17 protein-coding genes are annotated in these 18,629 nt (G+C 40.4%); 9 read left to right on the forward strand and 8 right to left on the reverse strand.

Features of this window, described 5'->3' with window-relative positions; translation table 11 throughout:
- Window positions 1–63: 63 nt before the first annotated feature.
- Window positions 64–1,050 carry a GTP 3',8-cyclase MoaA gene (moaA, locus tag AACU25_RS27955; RefSeq protein ID WP_096581261.1) on the reverse strand — a complete coding sequence of 329 codons (987 nt, stop codon included), beginning with the start codon at window positions 1,048–1,050 and terminating at the stop codon, window positions 64–66.
- Window positions 1,051–1,435: 385 nt separating this feature from the next.
- On the opposite strand from moaA, the gene AACU25_RS27960 reads away from it, so the two are divergent.
- Window positions 1,436–2,221, forward strand: a complete 786-nt coding sequence (locus AACU25_RS27960; protein ID WP_096581263.1) for an MlaE family ABC transporter permease — start codon at window positions 1,436–1,438, stop codon at window positions 2,219–2,221.
- Window positions 2,222–2,392: 171 nt separating this feature from the next.
- Here the strand turns inward: AACU25_RS27960 and AACU25_RS27965 are convergent, their stop codons facing one another.
- From AACU25_RS27965 to AACU25_RS27985, 5 genes are all read right to left on the reverse strand, one after another.
- The gene (locus tag AACU25_RS27965; protein WP_096581265.1) at window positions 2,393–3,955 is read right to left on the reverse strand and encodes a phytoene desaturase family protein; all 1,563 of its coding nucleotides are present in this window, start codon (window positions 3,953–3,955) and stop codon (window positions 2,393–2,395) included.
- A gap of 891 nt (window positions 3,956–4,846) precedes the next feature.
- Window positions 4,847–5,035: an RtcB family protein gene (locus AACU25_RS27970; protein ID WP_199347299.1), complete on the reverse strand. Its 189-nt coding sequence runs from the start codon at window positions 5,033–5,035 to the stop codon at window positions 4,847–4,849.
- Window positions 5,036–5,084: 49 nt separating this feature from the next.
- A complete protein-coding gene (locus tag AACU25_RS27975; RefSeq protein ID WP_096581269.1) occupies window positions 5,085–6,020 on the reverse strand; it encodes an alpha/beta fold hydrolase in 936 nt (311 codons plus the stop codon).
- Window positions 6,021–6,040: 20 nt separating this feature from the next.
- Window positions 6,041–6,547 carry a DUF4112 domain-containing protein gene (locus AACU25_RS27980; protein WP_096581271.1) on the reverse strand — a complete coding sequence of 169 codons (507 nt, stop codon included), beginning with the start codon at window positions 6,545–6,547 and terminating at the stop codon, window positions 6,041–6,043.
- 60 nt (window positions 6,548–6,607) lie between these two features.
- Window positions 6,608–7,507, reverse strand: a complete 900-nt coding sequence (locus tag AACU25_RS27985) for a YihY/virulence factor BrkB family protein (RefSeq protein WP_096581273.1) — start codon at window positions 7,505–7,507, stop codon at window positions 6,608–6,610.
- A gap of 252 nt (window positions 7,508–7,759) precedes the next feature.
- Here AACU25_RS27985 and AACU25_RS27990 point away from each other — a divergent pair, with 252 nt between their 5' ends.
- Together AACU25_RS27990 and AACU25_RS27995 are read left to right on the forward strand one after the other, a co-directional pair.
- Window positions 7,760–8,254 (forward strand): hypothetical protein, encoded by a 495-nt coding sequence (locus AACU25_RS27990; RefSeq protein ID WP_096584169.1) that lies wholly within the window; start codon window positions 7,760–7,762, stop codon window positions 8,252–8,254.
- Between the two features lie 319 nt (window positions 8,255–8,573).
- The gene (locus AACU25_RS27995; protein ID WP_096581277.1) at window positions 8,574–9,128 is read left to right on the forward strand and encodes a DUF2854 domain-containing protein; all 555 of its coding nucleotides are present in this window, start codon (window positions 8,574–8,576) and stop codon (window positions 9,126–9,128) included.
- Between the two features lie 99 nt (window positions 9,129–9,227).
- On the opposite strand, the gene AACU25_RS28000 is transcribed toward AACU25_RS27995, so the two are convergent.
- Window positions 9,228–9,488: a CRR7 family NDH-1 assembly protein gene (locus tag AACU25_RS28000; protein ID WP_096581279.1), complete on the reverse strand. Its 261-nt coding sequence runs from the start codon at window positions 9,486–9,488 to the stop codon at window positions 9,228–9,230.
- Window positions 9,489–10,312: 824 nt separating this feature from the next.
- On the opposite strand from AACU25_RS28000, the gene AACU25_RS28005 reads away from it, so the two are divergent.
- Entirely contained in the window at window positions 10,313–10,570 is a 258-nt protein-coding gene (locus AACU25_RS28005; protein WP_096581281.1) for a hypothetical protein, read from the forward strand.
- 141 nt (window positions 10,571–10,711) lie between these two features.
- Complete coding sequence (locus tag AACU25_RS28010) at window positions 10,712–11,734, forward strand: response regulator (protein ID WP_096581283.1); 1,023 nt, start codon at window positions 10,712–10,714, stop codon at window positions 11,732–11,734.
- Between the two features lie 247 nt (window positions 11,735–11,981).
- Here the strand turns inward: AACU25_RS28010 and AACU25_RS28015 are convergent, their stop codons facing one another.
- Window positions 11,982–13,187 carry a histidine kinase gene (locus AACU25_RS28015; protein WP_190445754.1) on the reverse strand — a complete coding sequence of 402 codons (1,206 nt, stop codon included), beginning with the start codon at window positions 13,185–13,187 and terminating at the stop codon, window positions 11,982–11,984.
- Between the two features lie 128 nt (window positions 13,188–13,315).
- On the opposite strand from AACU25_RS28015, the gene AACU25_RS28020 reads away from it, so the two are divergent.
- The 4 genes from AACU25_RS28020 (at window position 13,316) to AACU25_RS28035 (ending at window position 18,430) form a co-directional block, all read left to right on the forward strand.
- Window positions 13,316–14,833, forward strand: coding sequence for a hypothetical protein (locus AACU25_RS28020; RefSeq protein ID WP_096581287.1), 1,518 nt, complete (start codon window positions 13,316–13,318; stop codon window positions 14,831–14,833).
- Between the two features lie 127 nt (window positions 14,834–14,960).
- Complete coding sequence (gene hpsE / locus AACU25_RS28025; protein WP_096584171.1) at window positions 14,961–15,953, forward strand: hormogonium polysaccharide biosynthesis glycosyltransferase HpsE; 993 nt, start codon at window positions 14,961–14,963, stop codon at window positions 15,951–15,953.
- Window positions 15,954–15,987: 34 nt separating this feature from the next.
- A complete protein-coding gene (locus AACU25_RS28030; RefSeq protein WP_199347298.1) occupies window positions 15,988–16,869 on the forward strand; it encodes an LPS biosynthesis glycosyltransferase in 882 nt (293 codons plus the stop codon).
- 148 nt (window positions 16,870–17,017) lie between these two features.
- Window positions 17,018–18,430: an S-layer homology domain-containing protein gene (locus tag AACU25_RS28035; RefSeq protein WP_096581289.1), complete on the forward strand. Its 1,413-nt coding sequence runs from the start codon at window positions 17,018–17,020 to the stop codon at window positions 18,428–18,430.
- Window positions 18,431–18,629: the final 199 nt, after the last annotated feature.

Consider the following 18,629-nt stretch of genomic DNA (forward strand, 5'->3'; position numbering starts at 1 on the left):
CAGCTCAGACTTTGCGCTTTGTCCTTTGTAAATAACCAAGGACAAATGACTAAGGACAAATGACTACCCGCCAATCTGGGACATAGTACGTGAATATATGCCTGTGGTACCAGATTCGCGCCCTTTAAAGTTGATTTCGGGTTTTATTGCTAATAAATGTCTAACTTGCTCTTGCAATTGTGCGGTGCTGACACCAGACCGGAGAGCAGTTTTTAAATCTAATTGACCAGTTTCATTTAATAAACAGGGACGCAGCCAGCCATCGGCACTTAAACGCATCCGGTTACAGCGATCACAAAAACACTCTGACATCTGACTGATAAATCCCAGTGTTCCTTTGGCTCCCGGAATTTGAAAAATATCGGCTGGCCCGTTACCACGGACTTGAGAATCTGTCAATCCCCAGCGATCGCGGATTTGTTGCCGCAGTTGGGCAGAAGAAACCCATCCGCGATCGCCAAATAATTGCCAATTGCCAATCGGCATAAACTCAATAAACCGCACGTGCCAGTTGCGGTCAAGGGTGAGAGCAGCTAAATCTAGCACTTCATGGTCATTTACCCCAGGAATCACCACTACATTCAGCTTCAAGGGGTCGAAACCGACGCGATGGGCTGCTTGAATCCCTTGCCAAACTTGCTCCCAGCGTCCACGGCCGCGATTGCCAATAATTTGGTCAAAGGTGTCTGGTTCTAGAGAATCGAGGCTAATATTAATGCGTCGCAAACCCGCATCATAGAGATTTTGGGCGATAGGGGCCAGTAAAAACCCGTTGGTTGTCATCGATAAATCTTGAGTTTGGGAAAAAGATGCGATCGCCCTCACCAATTCCACCACATGGGGACGCAATAAAGGTTCCCCACCAGTTAACCGAAAACGAGTAAAGCCTACAGGGATAAATACTTCTGCAATGAGGGTAAGCAGTTCCTCATCAGTTAAAAGTTGTTGTTTGAGAATATAGTCGATTTCTGCGCCTTCTGGCATACAGTATTGACACCGGAAATTGCAGCGATCGATTAAGCTAATCCGGAGGTAGTCTACCTGGTTCATTTTTGAGTGTTTATTTCTATTTTATTTTCCCTAAGGGGGTAGCAAACCTGATAGTAGGTTGGCGATAGGTTACGGATAACCACTTTTCATTATTTCTTTGAGTTTGAGCAAAAAGACTAAGGTGAAAAGGTTAAGGGTGCATTAAACCTTTCCCTTTTACCTAAGCGTATGAAATGCGATCGCCTTCACCCAAAGCGCATAGGCCTAAAGATGGACACAAGCAGCTAGAATTAGATATTCTTTAAGCGTCTTTAGCAATTACTACATTGCTTTGTTATCTCATTACGTTGAATGCCTAAAATCAGATTTTTCCCTCAGTCTCTTGCATCTAGCAAGTTTTCAGTCTAGCGAATTTTCCACAATCAAGGTTGTGAGGGGATAGTAAATGGTAGTAAAAGTACAACATAGAAAAAATTTTAAACAATTTTCTATTGGGCGCTATTTTTCTGTATTTCTGCTTTTTGGGCAAGTTTTGCTACATTTGCTCCAAGGAAAGACTTATCACCGCAAAATTCTGGAACATATGGTAACTGCTGGGCCAGCTTCTCTGTGTCCGGTTCTTCTTGTAAGCGGCTTTGCAGGTATGATTTTCACCATCCAAACAGCCAGAGAATTAGTGCAGTTTGGTGCTGTGAGTGCCGTAGGAGGAGCTTTTGCACTGGCTTTTTGCAGAGAATTGGCTCCCATTTTGTCTGCTAGTATCATCGCCGGACAAGTAGGTTCAGCCTTCGCAGCAGAAATAGGTGCAATGCGAGTCACAGACCAAATTGATGCGCTGCATATGCTGAGAACCGATCCAATTGATTATCTAGTACTTCCTAGAGTCATTGCTTGCTGTTTGATGACACCACTATTAACAATTTTTGGGTTACTGACTGGCATTATTGGTGGAATTTTCGCCGCATCGCAGTTTTATCAGATTGTGCCAGAGACATTTTTAGAGTCAGTCAGAAGTTTTTTAACCCCTGCAGATTTATGGATTGTTTTACTCAAAGGCTTTCTGTTTGGAGCTATAGTTGCTGTCAATGGTTGTAGTTGGGGTTTAACTACTAGAGGTGGAGCAAAAGAAGTCGGAGAATCAGCCACCACAGCAGTTGTAACTACTTGGGTATCAATTTTTATGATGGATTTTTTATTGTCTGTGTTGTTTTTTGAAAAGCCAACTTTTTAAATAATTCGTAATTCGTAATTCGTAATTCGTAATTTGAATGAGTTGCGGATTTATATCCCAACTCATTCAATACCAAAATCTCAAAATTTGGTAATTGGTAATTGGTAATTGGTAATTGGTAATTGGTAATTAGGTGTTTGGTCTTTGGTGTTTGTTATTTCCCCATCTCCCTCATCCCGCAGCTACCAACGGCTTCGGTGTTTCAATTCTCCGCCGTACGGATTGTCCAGTCAGCAATTCTGCTACATCTATACCGTTACCAATTACGCCAGGTACGCTGGGATAGCCTGCACTCGCACCTACTAAGAACAGATTCGGCAATTCTGTTGTATATCCCAGGCGTTCTAAGCCTACTTGTTTGGGTACTAATTTCGCACCGTAAATATTACCCTGGGGTTGTCCGAGATAAAATTCACTGGTGGTAGGTGTACCGTAAATTTTCATCCGAGCATATTTATCTACATCGGGAATTAAATCGCGAACACTGGTCATTACTTGCTGATAAACTTCCCGCTTTTTGGCTTTATAGCCTTTAGGGTCGTGTTTGTGTAGGTATTCAAAAGGTTCATATGGGCAGACTGTAGCAATTTCTAGAATATGATGCCCTGGTGGCCCCATCCCTGCTTCCTGAGACTTCATTGTCGGACAAGAGAGGAAAATCCACGGGTGGCTGAGGTCTCCTGCTAATTGTTGTTGATATTCTCTGTTGAGGTCGCCTGTAGGATAGTACCAGATATTCCAGTTACCAATTCCATAGCGTTCTGGCTCGAAGCGGCTATCTAAACCTAAGTAGATATTAAATGCACTAGCTGAATATTCGTAGTCTGTTAAGCGTTGACGTTCCTTGTGGCTCAAGGCTTCAACATCATGCATCAACTCTACTGTTAATTTCGGGTCTAGGTCGCTGATATAAGCTTGACGCGCGCTATAGGTGATACCATCAGCAATGACGCTGTGGATGGTGTTGTGACTAACTTGAATATGTTCTACAGGCGTTGAGTATTGAATTACGCCTCCACCAGCTGTGATTGCTTCGGTAATGCTATCTACAAAGTGTTTGAAGTGGTGTTTTGGATAGTAGGCTCCCTCGGAATAGTCCCAAACTAAGGAAGTATGGGTAAGTAGAGCAATTTCTTTAGGTGGTAATGCATAATCACCACTTTGTCCTGCTAATACAGCTTGCAGTTTTGGCGACAAGCCAACATAGTTATATAAATCTTGTAGAGTCCAATTCCGCTTCCAAAAAAGATTCCAGTATTTTGGTAACTTCAACCAATCCGACCATTTACGGTCAAACCAACGTACTTCTTGGACTAAGCTGCGAATTTCTTGATGGATTTGTTTAATCTCATCACAGTAGCGGTTAATAGCTCGTTGTTCTTCAGGAAAGCTAGTCAGCAAGGCTTGACGCAGATTTTCCCATCCTAGTGGAATCGCAAAATTCGCTTCTGGTGTAATTACTCGGTCAATACAGTTTGGATCGAGACTGTTAAAGGGTACATCCCGTTCGATGTAATTGAGAAATTGGTTGATAGTCTTACCTGAACCACATTGAGAAATATAATGCACATCCGCGCAAAAGCTGTATTCTCCATAATCAAAGGTATGACAGCAGCCACCTGGTAAGTAATGTTTCTCCAAAACTACTACACGGTATCCTTGCTTGGTTAAACAGGCTGCTGCTGACAGTCCACCTAACCCAGCTCCTAAAATCACATAATCAAAGATTTCCATTTCTGACTCCTCTGGTAATCTTGATATTTCTTGATTTCGGCGATATGGTTTTTGATTGCCGTCTTTCGATGGCAAAAATATTCACATTCTCAGTATTTATTCACCTGGCTGTTAGATTTTCACTGCATCTGCATTGAAGACTGGGTAAAAAATAAAATTAGCGCTGGTGAGGTATTGAGCTTACAAACAAAATTTTTTTAATTGCCTCAGTTAGCGGTAAACAATTGCCAACTGAGCATCAATAAATTGACGGCTTTTGATGAAATCAGGCGGATTGTATTAAACAGCAATTATTAAGCGATCGCAGCAACTATTCTGAGGGTAAGTAGTCTCTTCCAAGTCAGGTAGAAACCTAACCTGAGAAAAACACATAACGTACCCTATGCTTTACCGGGTAAGGGTTACAAGAAAGCTAAAAACTCTCAATTTTCATAGTAGATGCTTAATGTCTTTAGCTTAACAAAAATAGTAAGATTTATTAGTTAAGCTTGATTATTTTTCGTTTTTCTTAACAAAAGTCCGTAAAATTCTCATGTAGTCACGCTGACAATCCGAGAGATAGCTAAATGCAAAAACTGCAAAAAAAGAGCAGATTTCTAATAGCTGAAAATCTAAAAATTTTCCTTTCACTTATAGAAAACTGTGCTAATATAATAGTGGAATTGCAGAGAACCTCTCAAATAGGTGAACGTGGCGACACCCTGATCGCAAGTCTTTGATTAAGACTCATGCCAACCCATAGCTTAGGAAGAAGCGACTACGGGAGGTTTAGGTATAAATGCAAGACCTGTAAACATAAACTCGTTATGGAGGCAATGTTGGATCAAATTGGCTCACAGATATGAGGGGTCTGGTTGCTAATAACTAGACCCCTCTACTTATTGATGGGTATCAGGCTTTAATTACAGCTACAAGTTTGAGGCGTGCTACCTTACGAGCAATACCAGCATTGTGAACAACATTAACAACACAGCTAACATCTTTGTAAGCTTGGGGTGCTTCCTCAGCTAAACCAGACATTGAACCAGCGCGAATATTGATTCCTTCTTTTTCTAGTTTTCCACGCAAGCGATCGCACACAGTACCTTGGCAGCTTGGATAAATACAGCGTATTTTGCACTTTCCAACTCTACAAAAAGCTGGTTTCTGCCAAAAACTCTACAATCGCTGCATTGACTTCCTTTGCAGAACCAATTGCGGCATCATGACGGCAGTTACGCAAAATTTTTAACTTCGCGTTGGGGAGACATCTATACAGTTTCTCTCCATGAGTTACAGGAAACCAATTATCTTGCTCACCCCATAAAACTAGAGTGGGACATTCAATATTACTTAACTTTTTTTGAATTGTACTGAGCATATTTGGTTTCTGGGTTTGCCAATGCTCAATTTCTCTCGCTGCTATTTGTAAGTCTTCTGCAACTTTTACGAGTGTCCCAGGAATTTCAATAAATGGGTAGGATATCCAATAAATATCTTCTTGGGTTAATACTGATGGATCGAATAGTACCTGTCGCCGCTCTATTGCCATAATTTCTCTAAATAGAGGTGCGAAGAAATATGCTAGCCGTAAGCTGTCAATTGTTTGGATAAGTTCTAGCGGTGTTTGTGACAATATCCACATTGCCCAATGTGGCAATTTTTCTGCAAAAATTGGCACATTTACTACTACTAATCGCCCTACTAATTCAGGATATTCTTGAGCCAGAGAAAGAGAAACTAAAGCACCTAAAGATTCTGCTACAATCACTGGCGGTTCATCACATAATTCCTGAATTATGCGTGCTAATTCTAGAACTTGATGACCGTTATCTTCTCTTCTAAATACAGGTTTTTCAGAGAAACCAAAGCCTTTGGCATCAAAACAAATTACCCGGAAATGTTTCGACAATGGGTCTATACTGTAACGCCAATTATAGCTCCAGTTGCCCATACCATGTAATAAAATGAGTGACTTACCTGTACCTTTTTCACCATAAGCAATATGTACAGGATAACCTTTAGTATCAGTAATAATTAACCTTTGTCGCCCTTGAGGAAAAGTAGCCTGCCACCAATCTTTCATTACTGTAATTAATATCTAAATTAGCCACCAGTGATGGCTTGCCACAGCAATCTAATTAGTATCACAGGTAAGACAACTAAGACAATGGCAATCACCAATAATCCAGCTACTAGAGCAAAGATAAATAATCTGTCGGCTTTTTGAGTTTGGCTAGAAAACTTTAAGTTATCTTCTAAAAGCTGAATATTCAGAGTATTTGCTTTCCAAGCAAAATCAAACAAGTCTCCCAACATGGGGAAAGAGCCTACTAACCCATCTACAATGATATTAAAAACCATTCTGCCAATGGTTGCTCTTGGTACGCCTAAGCGTGCGGCTTCCACAACAATGTAACAAGAAAGCATTACACCTAAAAAATCACCGCCAACAGGTAATAATCCTAAAATTGGATCTATCCCAACACCAACCTGTGTACCGGGAATAGTAATAGCATTATCTAAAATTCTACTTAGTTGACGCAACCGCCTTACGGTCGGATCCTTAGCATCAGGTTCAATAATCGGATAGCGAGAAGGTGAATCAGGCATGAGTGCGATCGCTTGATTGAATTTGAATAGTTAAGTATTTTACTGCTGTCTATTAAATAATTAATTTTGTTTAATCAATTTTGACGATTTGCGGAACTGCATATCTTCACCAACTGTAACGTTTAATTGGTCGCCCACCAGTAGCACAACCGCACTCATCCATAACCAAAGCATTAAGACAATCACAGCCCCAACAGCACCATATACTTTATTGTAGTTACCAAAATTAGCTACATAAAGTCGAAATAAAGCCGACAAAACTGCCCAAAAAACAGCTGCTAAACTAGCTCCTGGCATCATTGGCATACCTGGAGTCCAGATACTGGGGCCATAGCGATAGACAAAGCCAAAGGTAAAAGCAACAATACTTAAAGCTAAAGGCCAGCGTAAAAGTTGCCAAATATCAAATAAAAAGATTAAAGCATTATTTTCGCTGACTACCATTGCCAAGAGTAGGTCGCTGATAAAAACTAAAAATGAAGCCAATACTAAAAGCAACATAGTACCGACTGTCAACCCCAGAGAAACCAGCTTGGCTTTCCAAAAAGGACGCATTTTTTCTGGGGGAATTTGATGAATTTGATCTAAGGCTGTCATCGCCGTACTTACCGCACCCGAAGCAGTCCAAATTGCGATCGCAAAACTGATAGAGAACAAGCTACCATTTTTGGAGTGAGCGATTTCTCGAGAAGCAAAATCCCGAATCAGTACCAGCGCTTCTTCCGGTGCAATTTGACTAACTAGCGCTGCCAGTTGTTTAAAAGTATCTTGCAAGGATTCTGCAAATAAGCCAATAGCTGTAAAGAAAGCCAATATTGCTGGAAACAGCGATAACATGGCGTTGAAAGCAATTTCCGAGGACAGTCCTAAAAGTCGCCTTTCGAGTGTCCTAGCAAAAGTTTTCTTCAAGTTACGCCAGGTAAGGTGGCGAAAGAAGCGGATAAACCGAGATTGGTACATGATTGTTGGGGACTGGGGAACTCGGGGCCCCCTCTGGGGATAAGGGGTAATGGGGACTAGGGACTGGGGATTGGGGACTAGGGACTGGCGACAAGGGGAAATAACAAACACCAAACACCCAATTACCAATTACCCATGCCCAATGCCCAATGCCCAATGCCCTATTCCCTTTTATTTTTAACCTTTGACTCTTGACTTTTACGTTTTGCTGATAACTAATAGCTAATGACTATTAACCAATCAACAATCGCTATGAGTCAAGACTTAACAACGCAATGGTTGAGTGAAATCCAATCTCTCAAACAGCAAATGGCAGAACTTCAGCGCGATCGCGATGCAGCCTGGGAAAGTGCCCAAAAATGGCGTAAACTCTATAACACCGAAGCAGAACAACGTCGTACAGATACGCAGTTATCGCAACAGGCGATCGCATCTCTAAAAGCTGAACTACAAAGAGTTCAAGGTTTAGACACAGACGCACTCCCCGATGCTACAGCAGTCACAGCGATCCAACAGGAACTATCACAGATAAAATCGGTAGATGATTTGAAAACGAAATTAGTTACAGTCATTAAAGAACGCGATCGCTTGTTGCAAGCTTTGAAAACTGAGCAAGACAACCACGCTCAAACCCGCAATAATTTAACTACCGCCTTGGGTGATGCGATCGATAGCTGGACTAGGGAACGAGTTACTGAACATGACATACAGGAAAATCTTTCTCTGGAGTCAACAGTAAACAGCTAATAAGCTAAAACACACCAAATTTACATCTTAAATTTAATCAAACTTTTGTGGGGTGGGCCAGCCCGCCTTGATTGTGCGATACACAACCCATGCCAATACTTGTCGGTTAAAGGGAAAAGGGGAATGGGAAAAGGGAAAATAAAAAACCTTTAACCTTTTCCCCAAAACCAATTTTGAGTTCAAAACGCTATCCCTTGTAGTATTGCAACCCATCCCACAAAGGCCCTACCCAGTAGCTGATTTTTAGTTCGTCTGAGTAGGGCACAAATAACCGATGATAATAAAATTAATGTTTTAAGAATTTATACAATCTCAGCTCATGCTACGCCAAATTTCTTTGGGAACCATCGGTTTAACTGTCGGTGCTATCCTAACCATTGTTGGTTTTGTCGCTTACGCGGCTGATAATGCCACACTCAATCTTGTGGGATTTTTTTACGGCTTTCCCTTATTGTTAGGGGGATTAGCGCTCAAAGCCAATGAACTGAAGCCTATACCCTTTAGCGAAACTACTACTCCTGAAGTTTTGGCACTGCGCGAACAACAAGCCACTGTGACTCAAACTAAAATCCGTAAAGATATCACCCGCTATTGCTATGGGCAAAACGCCCATCTCGATAGGGCACTCTCTTTCCTCGGTTTAGGTAAAACAGACGAAGACACACCAATCGTTACAGGATTAAAAGAAAAGACAATCAATGGAGCTTACACTTTAATTTTAGAATTTGATTCGCCACTGCTGCCAATTGATTCTTGGCAGGAAAAACAGGAAAAAATGCTCAAATATTTTGGCCCTGGGGTTGAGATTCAAATTACACAGCCAGAGGAAGATAAAATTGAACTGGCGCTGATTACTACAACTACTAATTCATAATTTCCAGACAAGCTTTACTACATCAAAAATTTAGTGATTTTCAATCAGTGGAAGTTTACAGCTACCACTGATTTTTATTAAAAATATTGTGGCTACAACTTACTTTTCTAAGCGTACTGCATACCACTGTAAATATTTACCAGGGCCTAAATCCAATTCGCAGCTAGTATCGATTAAATACTGGGCTCGTGCCTCCACCCCATCAATTTTCTGCATATCCGGCGGTAAATCCTCAACAGAGATGTTTCGGACAACTAACTTCAATTTTTCTAATAACTCCGATGCAGTTAAAAACTGTTCTGGTTGGTTAGTTTCTAGGACAACATAATTATCCTGTAAATACATTAATGGATTGGGCATTGAGATTACTGGTGTTTGCTGTTAAAGGTTGGTTTTTTGAATAAATGGAATTAAGCCTAATGAGGCTATGAGCTATGTTATTTCATCTTTACTTTTATTTTAATTGAGTAGATTAGTGGCAATATTCAAAAGTGCATCATATTTTCAAAATACAGCAGATAGGAACTTTGTGAGGCACAGATAATTGTAGGGAACATAGCTTTACTCTTACCCTTGTACTTTATGTACCTGGAATCGGCTGTATAATCCTATCTCCTGGCGAATGTGACAAATGCTGCTGATGTGCGATCGCCTATTCTCAATCGCCCAACTATATTTGATTTGTTTGCTCTTAGTTTTTTGCGTATTTACACTTAGATAAAGCAAAATATTGGTAAATATATATATTTTTATAATCCACCTTTTATAGCAATATTACGATAAAAAACTCTGAAGAGATCATCTCAGACCTATAGACTTTGAAAACAGGTATTTTCAGGATTTATCTTGATATTTTTTTTGAAGCATTCTATGGGTTGCCAATAAATGCTGAGTGCTAAAAATTACTGTATAACTAAAAAAGAGGGTGGATATTAGAAGTTTTCCGGAAAATGGCAATTCGACTTCAGGTCTAGGGAAATATAAATAGTACGCCTAATGTGAATTAGAAACGCCTCTTATGCCATAAGGGTTTCAAGATTAGCCCACAATCATCCTTTTGTGGCTAACTACGAAATTATCAGGGTTTCAAGATTTAATTCTCATTACGTCAACAATACATTTCTGACCATGTCCTTATCTGGACAACAGATTGCAATTGCTTTTGTGTTTTTAATAAATTGTCTATGCAACCTAGTAATCTACCATTTGCTTGGCTGAAAATCATTGAACGTTTTACGCACCAACAGCAGCATACCTTGTGGCTGCAAGTATTGGCATTTATATGGAAGCAAGTATCCTTAGCTTCTATGATCACAACCTTTGTTCGTACTCATTTGCCAACTCACTACTTATACCGATTCAGCGAAAATTTGCACTACTGGAAATCTAGCAAGCTGGTACATCAACAAGCAGAACCTTACCTGTTTCTCACAATCCAGTAAAAACCAGAACACTATAAACTTTTGTTTTCTCTAATCTAATGACTACCGCAAAAACTATCGCTGACAGGCGATTCAGTTCAGAGGGGAAGTCTTTTCAAGTTCGCCTTTAGCGATACTTTTATTTTCTGTGGAACGCAACTCATGTCAGGCATAAGCCCATTTCCTCTTTCTAAGCAACCGCCACTAATTTTAGTGGCTGATGATGACAAGACCATGCGAGTGCTGTTGCGTAAAGCTATGGAACAAGAAGGCTATCGAGTGGTTGAAGTCAATGATGGCCAACAGTGTCTAGACGCTTACGATACTATCAAACCAGATATAGTCTTGCTAGATGCAGTCATGCCTGTCATGGATGGCTTTACTTGTTGTAAGCAATTGCTCAAGATTGCTAGAAATAACTTGATGTCAGCACTAGCAAGTTTTGATACAGATTCTGCTCTCGGCAATACGGTTATCTCTAAACTATGGGAGCGAACTCCCATATTGATGATCACCTGTTTAGATGACGAAGATTCTGTCAATCGTGCTTTTGAAGCTGGAGCGATGGATTACATCACTAAACCTATCCACTGGGCAGTTTTACGCCAACGCTTGCGAAGACTATTACAACAAGCACAAGTATACAAACAGTTAGAAGCAGCAAACCAAGCTTTACAGCATATTGCCAACGTTGATGGCTTAACAGGGTTGGCTAATCGTCGCCGTTTTGATGATTATCTTAATACTCAGTGGATTAATTTAGCGCAAGAGGAAGCACCTCTGTCATTAATTTTATGTGATATTGACTTTTTTAAATTTTACAATGATAAATATGGTCACCCAGCTGGAGATGTTTGTTTACAAAAAGTGGGTGCAGTTTTAAGCCATACCGCCCAAAAAAATCATGATTTAGTAGCGCGTTATGGTGGTGAGGAATTTGCTGTAATTATGCCCCATACCCATGCTTTTGGTGCAGTTCATGTGGCTGCTGCAATGCAAGCTGGGGTGAGAAATTTGCAAATAACTCATGCAGGTTCGCAAGTTAGTCAACATGTCACATTAAGTATGGGTGTAGCAACTGTTGTTCCTACTTGGGAATCTTCACCTTCAGATTTAATTGTGACTGCTGATAAGGCACTTTACCAAGCTAAAGCAGAAGGACGAAATCGTATTATTCTCAAGTGATTAATTGATAGAGAGTCTGTCAATCCTAGGCTTTGACTCTAGGATTTTGCTTTTAAATTTTAATTTAAAAATCAAATTTTAATTATCTGTTTTAATGCTGTATATCCATTAACCAATAAATATTTAAAGTTTTTACTTCATTAACTTATTGAGCGGATACCCAAATTGAATATAGACAATCCTAAGTTTCTTCTCCCAGGCCAAGCTTAAAAGGTAGACACTCAATCGCAAATTGAAATTTATATGGCTAAGAGGGATAAACTGGCAAAGTAAAGTGGAACCATGCTCCACCATTAGGGACAGAATCTACCCAAATTTGACCATAATGTGCCCGAATAATCCGTTGGCATAGGCACAAACCAATGCCATAACCTTCTGTACCTTCATCTCGCTGTAACCGGAAGTGGTTTTCAAAAATGCGATCGCGGTTTTCGTAAGGAATCCCTGGGCCAGTATCACCAATACTAATCTGAACTTTTTGGGTAGTGCGATGTAGTCCTGTAACGCTAATTTTGCCACCAGTAGGCGTATATTTAATGGCATTATCTAACAGGTTAATTAACACTTGGTGAATGCGCTCTGGATCGGCATAAACATAAGGCAAGTCTTGAGGAACATCTGTTTCTATCTGTTGGGATTTGGCAGTGTAGCGATCGCGCAATTCTTCTAATACACTGAAACAGAGTTTGCCGATTTCCATTTTTTGGGGTACTATTGGTAACTCTGTATCATTGCCCCTACCTACCTGCAAAAGATCCGTAATCATACGGTCAATTGTTTTAGTTTGAGTCCGGGCTTGCTTGAGTAAGTGCGCCGTCATTGCTGGTTTGAGGCGCTGGAATTGGCCTGTTTCGATATTGTAGTTAGATTGAAGAGTTTCTATGGCGATCGCAGCAGCAGTTAAAGGATTGCGGAGGTCATGGGCCAGTACAGAGATGACCCTGTCTTTAAATTGCAACTGCTCGTGAAGTTTCTCTTGTTCCTGTTTCAAACGAAAAATTTCGTCTGACAAACGTATAAGTTCGGCGGAAACAGCAACGGAACTAATTGTAGATTTGGGTGCTACCGCCCGGCTATTGTCCTCTAGACGTTCTTGTAAATCTTCCTGCAATTTTAAATAGGCATCGACCGAAGCTTGCCAGCGCGGCCACCAATTTTTAAGTTGACCGATGATATTACTACCAGCAATAATTTGCCTGGGTTCCGGGTGGATTTTGACTAAGGCTGGCGTTGCCACTAATTTAAAGTGTTCCGCCAAATAAGGTTGTTGTCCAACATCAATGATTTGAAGTTCAAACTGATACCCAGCCTGCAATTCTTTTAAGTAAGCACGTATTCGCTGTACCTGTTGTCGGGACTTGGGCCGTCCATCAACAAACAGCAACAGCTGGAGTGGAGCCTCAGAATAGATCGGCTGATCTTGGGAAACTGGCATGTAATCGTGTTTCAGCACTGGTAACAACCCGGCGGCGCTTGACAGAAAGTTTAAGATGGACTGACGCTGGTCGATGGTCGTTCTTTCTTTTAAATTTAATATCTATTTTAGATTTTTCCTACACCTATCAGTCCTGCATTTTTCAGATGAGACACATCTTCTTCAGCTTTTTGCTACCTATTTCCTTGGTTTCTGTTCCTGATAGCCTTTCAAACCTTGATTATCGCTCTTTATTATCAGCGAATCAAAACTTGGCAGCAGTCCCGGCAAATGAAAGCTTTTATACTGCAGCCAGCCGAATGGTACAGCAACAGATAGATTTGATTGCCCGCATTGAGCAAGCTATGACTACGCCTGATGCTAATCGGATACGATCTGTTCAAGGGCAGTTAACTGTCTACACCAAGTTTGTAGACGCTTTTCTCAACCGTCAATACAAAAGCCCCAAAACTTTATGTATTTCCAGAGTTGATGTTACGGAGAACTTATCTTTTTTAGCCGAGCCATTAACTGAGTCACAAATAAAAATTTACTGCTCTTTGTATGCTTCTAACCAAGAATTATTAAAACTTACCCCAGTATTAGATCGGTTATTATCCCGACGTGGGGAATTAGCCTTAGTCAGACCGCTACCTTTGGTTTCAGGAGAACGACAATCAGATTCTGTGCTGGCGATCGCGCCGATGCAGCTTCCTAATCTGGACAAGCTAGCGACACCTTTTGCCATCCAAGAACCAAATGTAGTTTCACCTCCACTACCTATTATCGGTAGAACTGCAAAAACTGCAATAGCAGACTATGTACCACTTGCACAACCTGCGATCGCACCTCCTGCTGAAGCGCTGACAATTTTGGCAGATGCGAAGAAATTTTTAACCGCAGCCCAGGTGGAATTCCCTCTAAAAAATCAATTTACCAATCCTCAGGAAACTTCTGCGGTACTTGACCACTTTAGTTACGACATCGATCCCCAAGAACCTCAAATTTACGCTGCCTTTTTGAAATTGCCTCGGACTGGGATTTTCCGCGTTTTACTTGATTCGGCTTACCAGCGTCCGCTTGATACTATCCAGAACCGCTTGGCACCTACTGTCAGTGAACGCTATCCTTTCCCTTTGTTGGGTGATACTCAAGGCGGATTTACTCCCAGTCTAGCACTTCAACTAGTTGGCGATCGCTTTGCCTTAGGACATCAAGGTGTAGATTACAGCTTTATGGTGGATCTGGGCGATATCCCTCTGACTAAGTTAGATTCTCGGTTGCAAACTGTGACCAAACCGACCAGAGAATTTTTCCTCAATTACCAACCGCCTAAGCAATTAGATGACTTACAAGTAGAACGGCGACGCTTTTTAACTGGTAAAGACCAGAACTGGAATTTAAACCAAGTGATTTTGGCGAGCGCTCAAGCTCAATTAAACCATACTTACTTAGTGCGATCGCTACAATTCCAGCTACCAGATATTATTTTGAACAATAGAAAACTTTCACCCCAAGAACGGCAATATTTAGGGCAAGCACCACAACTACATAGCAGTGATATACTTTTAGCCTTTCGTCCTGTTCGTCGTCGTGCTGATGGCAGTTACACTGTGCTGTGGCGAGTTTTAAATCAGTTTCCCTCACCCCAAATTAATGACTTGGACAAATACAGCAGCAATTGATGATAGCTGTTACATTTTGTAATCCTAAAGATTGCCTCAGTATTTTTGCTGGTGACATTGATATTAATAGTGACTAAAAATTTAATCAAAGATATAATTTCTGCTTAAATTTTTGGTCATTAAAATTATGATTAACTTTAGCGTGGCTATATGTACATTTAATGGCGAAAAACGTTTACCAGATGTTTTAGATAAGCTTAAAGATTGTTGTGCATATACCGCGCAATTAGCTCTAGAAACTGAACCAATAATTTGGGAAATTTTAGTTATTGATAACAATAGCAAAGATAATACAGCTAAAGTAGTTCAAGAATATCAAGCCAATTGGCCTGATGCTTACCCACTTAAATATTACTTAGAAACCCAACAAGGATTAAGCTATGCACGAGAGCGTGCTATTCAAGAAGCTGAAGGTACATTAGTTGGGTTTCTCGATGATGATAATTTACCTACTCCTAATTGGGTAGCATCTGCCTATAATTTTGGTAAAAATCACCCTCAAGCTGGAGCTTACGGTGGTCAAATCAAGGCAGATTATGAAGTAATTCCCCCGAATAATTTTGATAGAATAGCTCGTTTTTTAGCTATTGTAGAAGGTAATAAATCTTTTTGCTATAATAACCATCAAAATAATTACACTGTTAGAAAAATGTTACCTCCAGGCGCTGGATTAGTTGTTCGTCAACAAGCCTGGATGGAAAATGTTCCTAAACAACTGTTTTTTTGTGGACGTTCAGATGATTCCTTTGTTACGTCTGAAGATTTAGAAGCCCTAGTACATATTAGAAAAGCTGGCTGGGAAATTTGGTACACACCAGAAATGAAAATATACCATCGTATTCCCAAAGAGCGTCTGGAGAAAGAGTATTTAATTAAATTAATGCGAGGTATTGGTCTAAGTCGTCATCATATTAGAATGTTAGACTTTCCTGCTTGGTTAAAACCATTTGCTCTGCCAATTTATAGCGCTAATGATTTACGTAAGTTGGTTTTTTACTGGATTAAATATCGAAATTTATTGCAAACTGATATTGTAGCAGCCTGTGAAATGGAATTATTAATAGGGATTTTAATGAGTCCTTTTTATAGGAAGAAAGATATGAAATTTATCCAAAATTAATTATTTTTCTAATAACTATTTGTTTACACAGTTTATGAAAACTCATTCTAAAAAAATCAAGGTGATTAAAACATTAGGCAAGAAAGAAATTAGTCAAAATCACCTGGTTAAGCATATTAGTAAAGTCTTAATTATTGCCTATAAAGAATTTACTCAAGATTTAGAAACACTATTAACAACTGAAGGATTTACCTGCGAAGTTCTTAGACAAGAACGCAAACCAGAATATCAAAATTACTCTCGGAGTTATCTGTGTCTTTTAAACCATCGCACAGCTTGGGAAAGAGCGATGCAAGAGACTCAACCAACAATGATTATTGAAGCAGACTTTGTACCAGTAGTTAATTTTGGTAAGCTACCTTTACCCTTTAATCCTCACCAAAATAATGTAGGTATTAGCTGGCTATACACTTGTGCACCACAGATATATTACGTCTCACCTGATGGCTATGCTGAAGGGTTTTCTACTTCAGCAGTTGCATATATTGTAAATTCTGAAAGTGCGCGGTACTTACTAGAACTGGCTGAGGAAATTCGCACCAATGTAGGAGAAACTAACTATTCTAGTTGGGACTCAACTATTGATAGTTTTCTCCGAGGTAAAGGTCTGAAAAACTATATTCCTTGGCGGAACTATGGCGAACATGGAGGTTTACCAAATTTAGAGCATTACAAAAATAATCTCAGTAAAACTCATCGCGCTGATGTCCTCTACGGTAAACTTGCCTTTATGCCCTTGTATGCTGTCAAAGATAGTAAACTCAACTTGTTTAGGGTAAGATTTTGGGCAAGGCTTAAGGGTATTGCCCGTTTGGGAACTGGACGCTTTCTGCGAGTGAAAGTTATCCAAGGTTCTAACTTTCCTCTGCGGCTACTGCGGTTTGCAATTTTGAGACAGTTAAGCTGGAATTTTTAACAAAATTAACAGAGAACAGGGAAATCCCTACCTATGCATCAATAAATCAAATCTTAAAAATCTTCTCCGTGAAATTTCATACTCAAATTTGAACTGGAGTTCACAGTCTGCGCTAGGGTAGGAATTGACACTAGATTTGTGATTTCCTGTGCTGCCCTGTAAAAGTCCGGCTATATTTCTGAGTTTGGCTGTTTTACTCACTTCGTTAACAGCCTGTGCCAACAATCCCACTGCCAAAAACCTTGAGCAATCATTGGCGGCTGATCCTCAGTTGCAAAATAACCCAGTTGTGTTTGGAGAAGCTAAGGATAGCCAACAGCAAGCACAACAGAACGCATCAAAAGTTAAATTGCCAACTGATTTTCCGCAAGATATTCCGTTATATCCTAATGCCAAATTAGAAGCAGTTACACCACCTAGCGCTACAGAAAACAGAACATCTACCCGCTGGCTAAGTTCTGACCCTAGCAATTTTATTGCCAACTTCTACCGCGAACAATTGCAAGCGAATAATTGGCAAATTTCACAGCAACCCGCAGATGATTTGGGAGGTGTTTTTGAGGCGCAGCGCAATAATGTGCAGGTGAAAGTTTCTATTCAAGCTCAATCAGTAACTAACCCTACACCAAATCAGCCGCAAACAGCCACTGAATTACTAATTGAGTATCTTCCTGCAGCTACAGCCACGGCACAACCTACGGCAACTAATAATCCTAGCGATACTAGCACCACAACTTCTAACGATATTCCCCAACCTGGTAATCCAGAATTTATTGGCCCTGTACTATCTGCAAATGTGGCGACACAGCCAGCAAATACATCTAATAGCCAACAGGTGGCGACAGTTACCAGGGAAGCTCAAGAATTTAGCGATTTGAATAAAGTACCCCAAGAACTGCGGCAACACATTCAAGATTTAGCAAAATTAGGAGTTTTATCGCCAGAATCTTCAGTTAATAAGAGCAACTCCAATACGACAAGCAACCTATTTGCGCCTAGTAAAACCATCACTCGTAGGGAATATGCTCGTTGGTTAGTGGCTGCTAATAATGCCATGTATGCTAACAATCCAGCTAAACAGATTCGCTTAGTATCGGAAAGCGCTCAACCTGCTTTTAGTGATGTGTCTGCCAAAGACTCTGATTTTCCTGTGATTCAAGGATTAGCAGAAGCCGGATTAATTCCTAGTTCTTTATCTGGGGATACCACAGCAGTTTTATTCCGTCCTGACGCACCGCTAACAAGGGAGCAGTTGCTACTGTGGAAATTACCTTTAGATACCCGCCAAGCTTTACCATCAGCGAATTTAGAGGTAGTGAGGCAAACTTGGGGTTTCCAAGATGCAGGGAAAATTGACCCGAAAGCTTTAAGAGCAGTAGTTGCTGATTACCAAAATGGCGAACAATCAAATATTCGCCGTGTATTTGGCTATACAACCCTATTCCAGCCGAAAAAGCCTGTAACTCGTGCTGAAGCGGCGGCGGCTTTGTGGTACTTCGGCATTCAGGGTGAAGGAATATCGGCTGTTGATGCTTTGAAGTTAAAGCGTCCCCAAAATTGATACTTGATTGCCGATTCATGTCTTACTTAAGTAAGATGGCTCACTTTACCATGCGGGCTACAAACTGTACTGATATTTGGCATGAAAGTCTAAAAATTTTTTGTAAAAAAAATGTAGTCCGTATATAAAAATTCAGTGAATTTAGGCACTTACAGCATTTTTAGCTTATATTTTGGAAGTAATAAAAATTTTAGATTGT

The organism is Tolypothrix tenuis PCC 7101, assembly GCF_963874875.1.
Lineage (GTDB): Bacteria > Cyanobacteriota > Cyanobacteriia > Cyanobacteriales > Nostocaceae > Aulosira > Aulosira tenue.

Coding starts and splice junctions, on each gene's coding strand:
- AACU25_RS27975 (WP_096581269.1), bottom strand. CDS start 6,020: ATGAAAGATTGGTGGCAGGCTACTTTTCCTCAAGGGCGACAAAGGTTA.
- moaA (WP_096581261.1), bottom strand. CDS start 1,050: ATGAACCAGGTAGACTACCTCCGGATTAGCTTAATCGATCGCTGCAAT.
- AACU25_RS28030 (WP_199347298.1), top strand. CDS start 15,988: ATGAAAACTCATTCTAAAAAAATCAAGGTGATTAAAACATTAGGCAAG.
- AACU25_RS27960 (WP_096581263.1), top strand. CDS start 1,436: ATGGTAGTAAAAGTACAACATAGAAAAAATTTTAAACAATTTTCTATT.
- AACU25_RS27980 (WP_096581271.1), bottom strand. CDS start 6,547: ATGCCTGATTCACCTTCTCGCTATCCGATTATTGAACCTGATGCTAAG.
- AACU25_RS28000 (WP_096581279.1), bottom strand. CDS start 9,488: ATGCCCAATCCATTAATGTATTTACAGGATAATTATGTTGTCCTAGAA.
- hpsE (WP_096584171.1), top strand. CDS start 14,961: ATGATTAACTTTAGCGTGGCTATATGTACATTTAATGGCGAAAAACGT.
- AACU25_RS28005 (WP_096581281.1), top strand. CDS start 10,313: ATGCAACCTAGTAATCTACCATTTGCTTGGCTGAAAATCATTGAACGT.
- AACU25_RS27965 (WP_096581265.1), bottom strand. CDS start 3,955: ATGGAAATCTTTGATTATGTGATTTTAGGAGCTGGGTTAGGTGGACTG.
- AACU25_RS27985 (WP_096581273.1), bottom strand. CDS start 7,507: ATGTACCAATCTCGGTTTATCCGCTTCTTTCGCCACCTTACCTGGCGT.
- AACU25_RS28020 (WP_096581287.1), top strand. CDS start 13,316: ATGAGACACATCTTCTTCAGCTTTTTGCTACCTATTTCCTTGGTTTCT.
- AACU25_RS28010 (WP_096581283.1), top strand. CDS start 10,712: ATGTCAGGCATAAGCCCATTTCCTCTTTCTAAGCAACCGCCACTAATT.
- AACU25_RS27995 (WP_096581277.1), top strand. CDS start 8,574: ATGCTACGCCAAATTTCTTTGGGAACCATCGGTTTAACTGTCGGTGCT.
- AACU25_RS27990 (WP_096584169.1), top strand. CDS start 7,760: ATGAGTCAAGACTTAACAACGCAATGGTTGAGTGAAATCCAATCTCTC.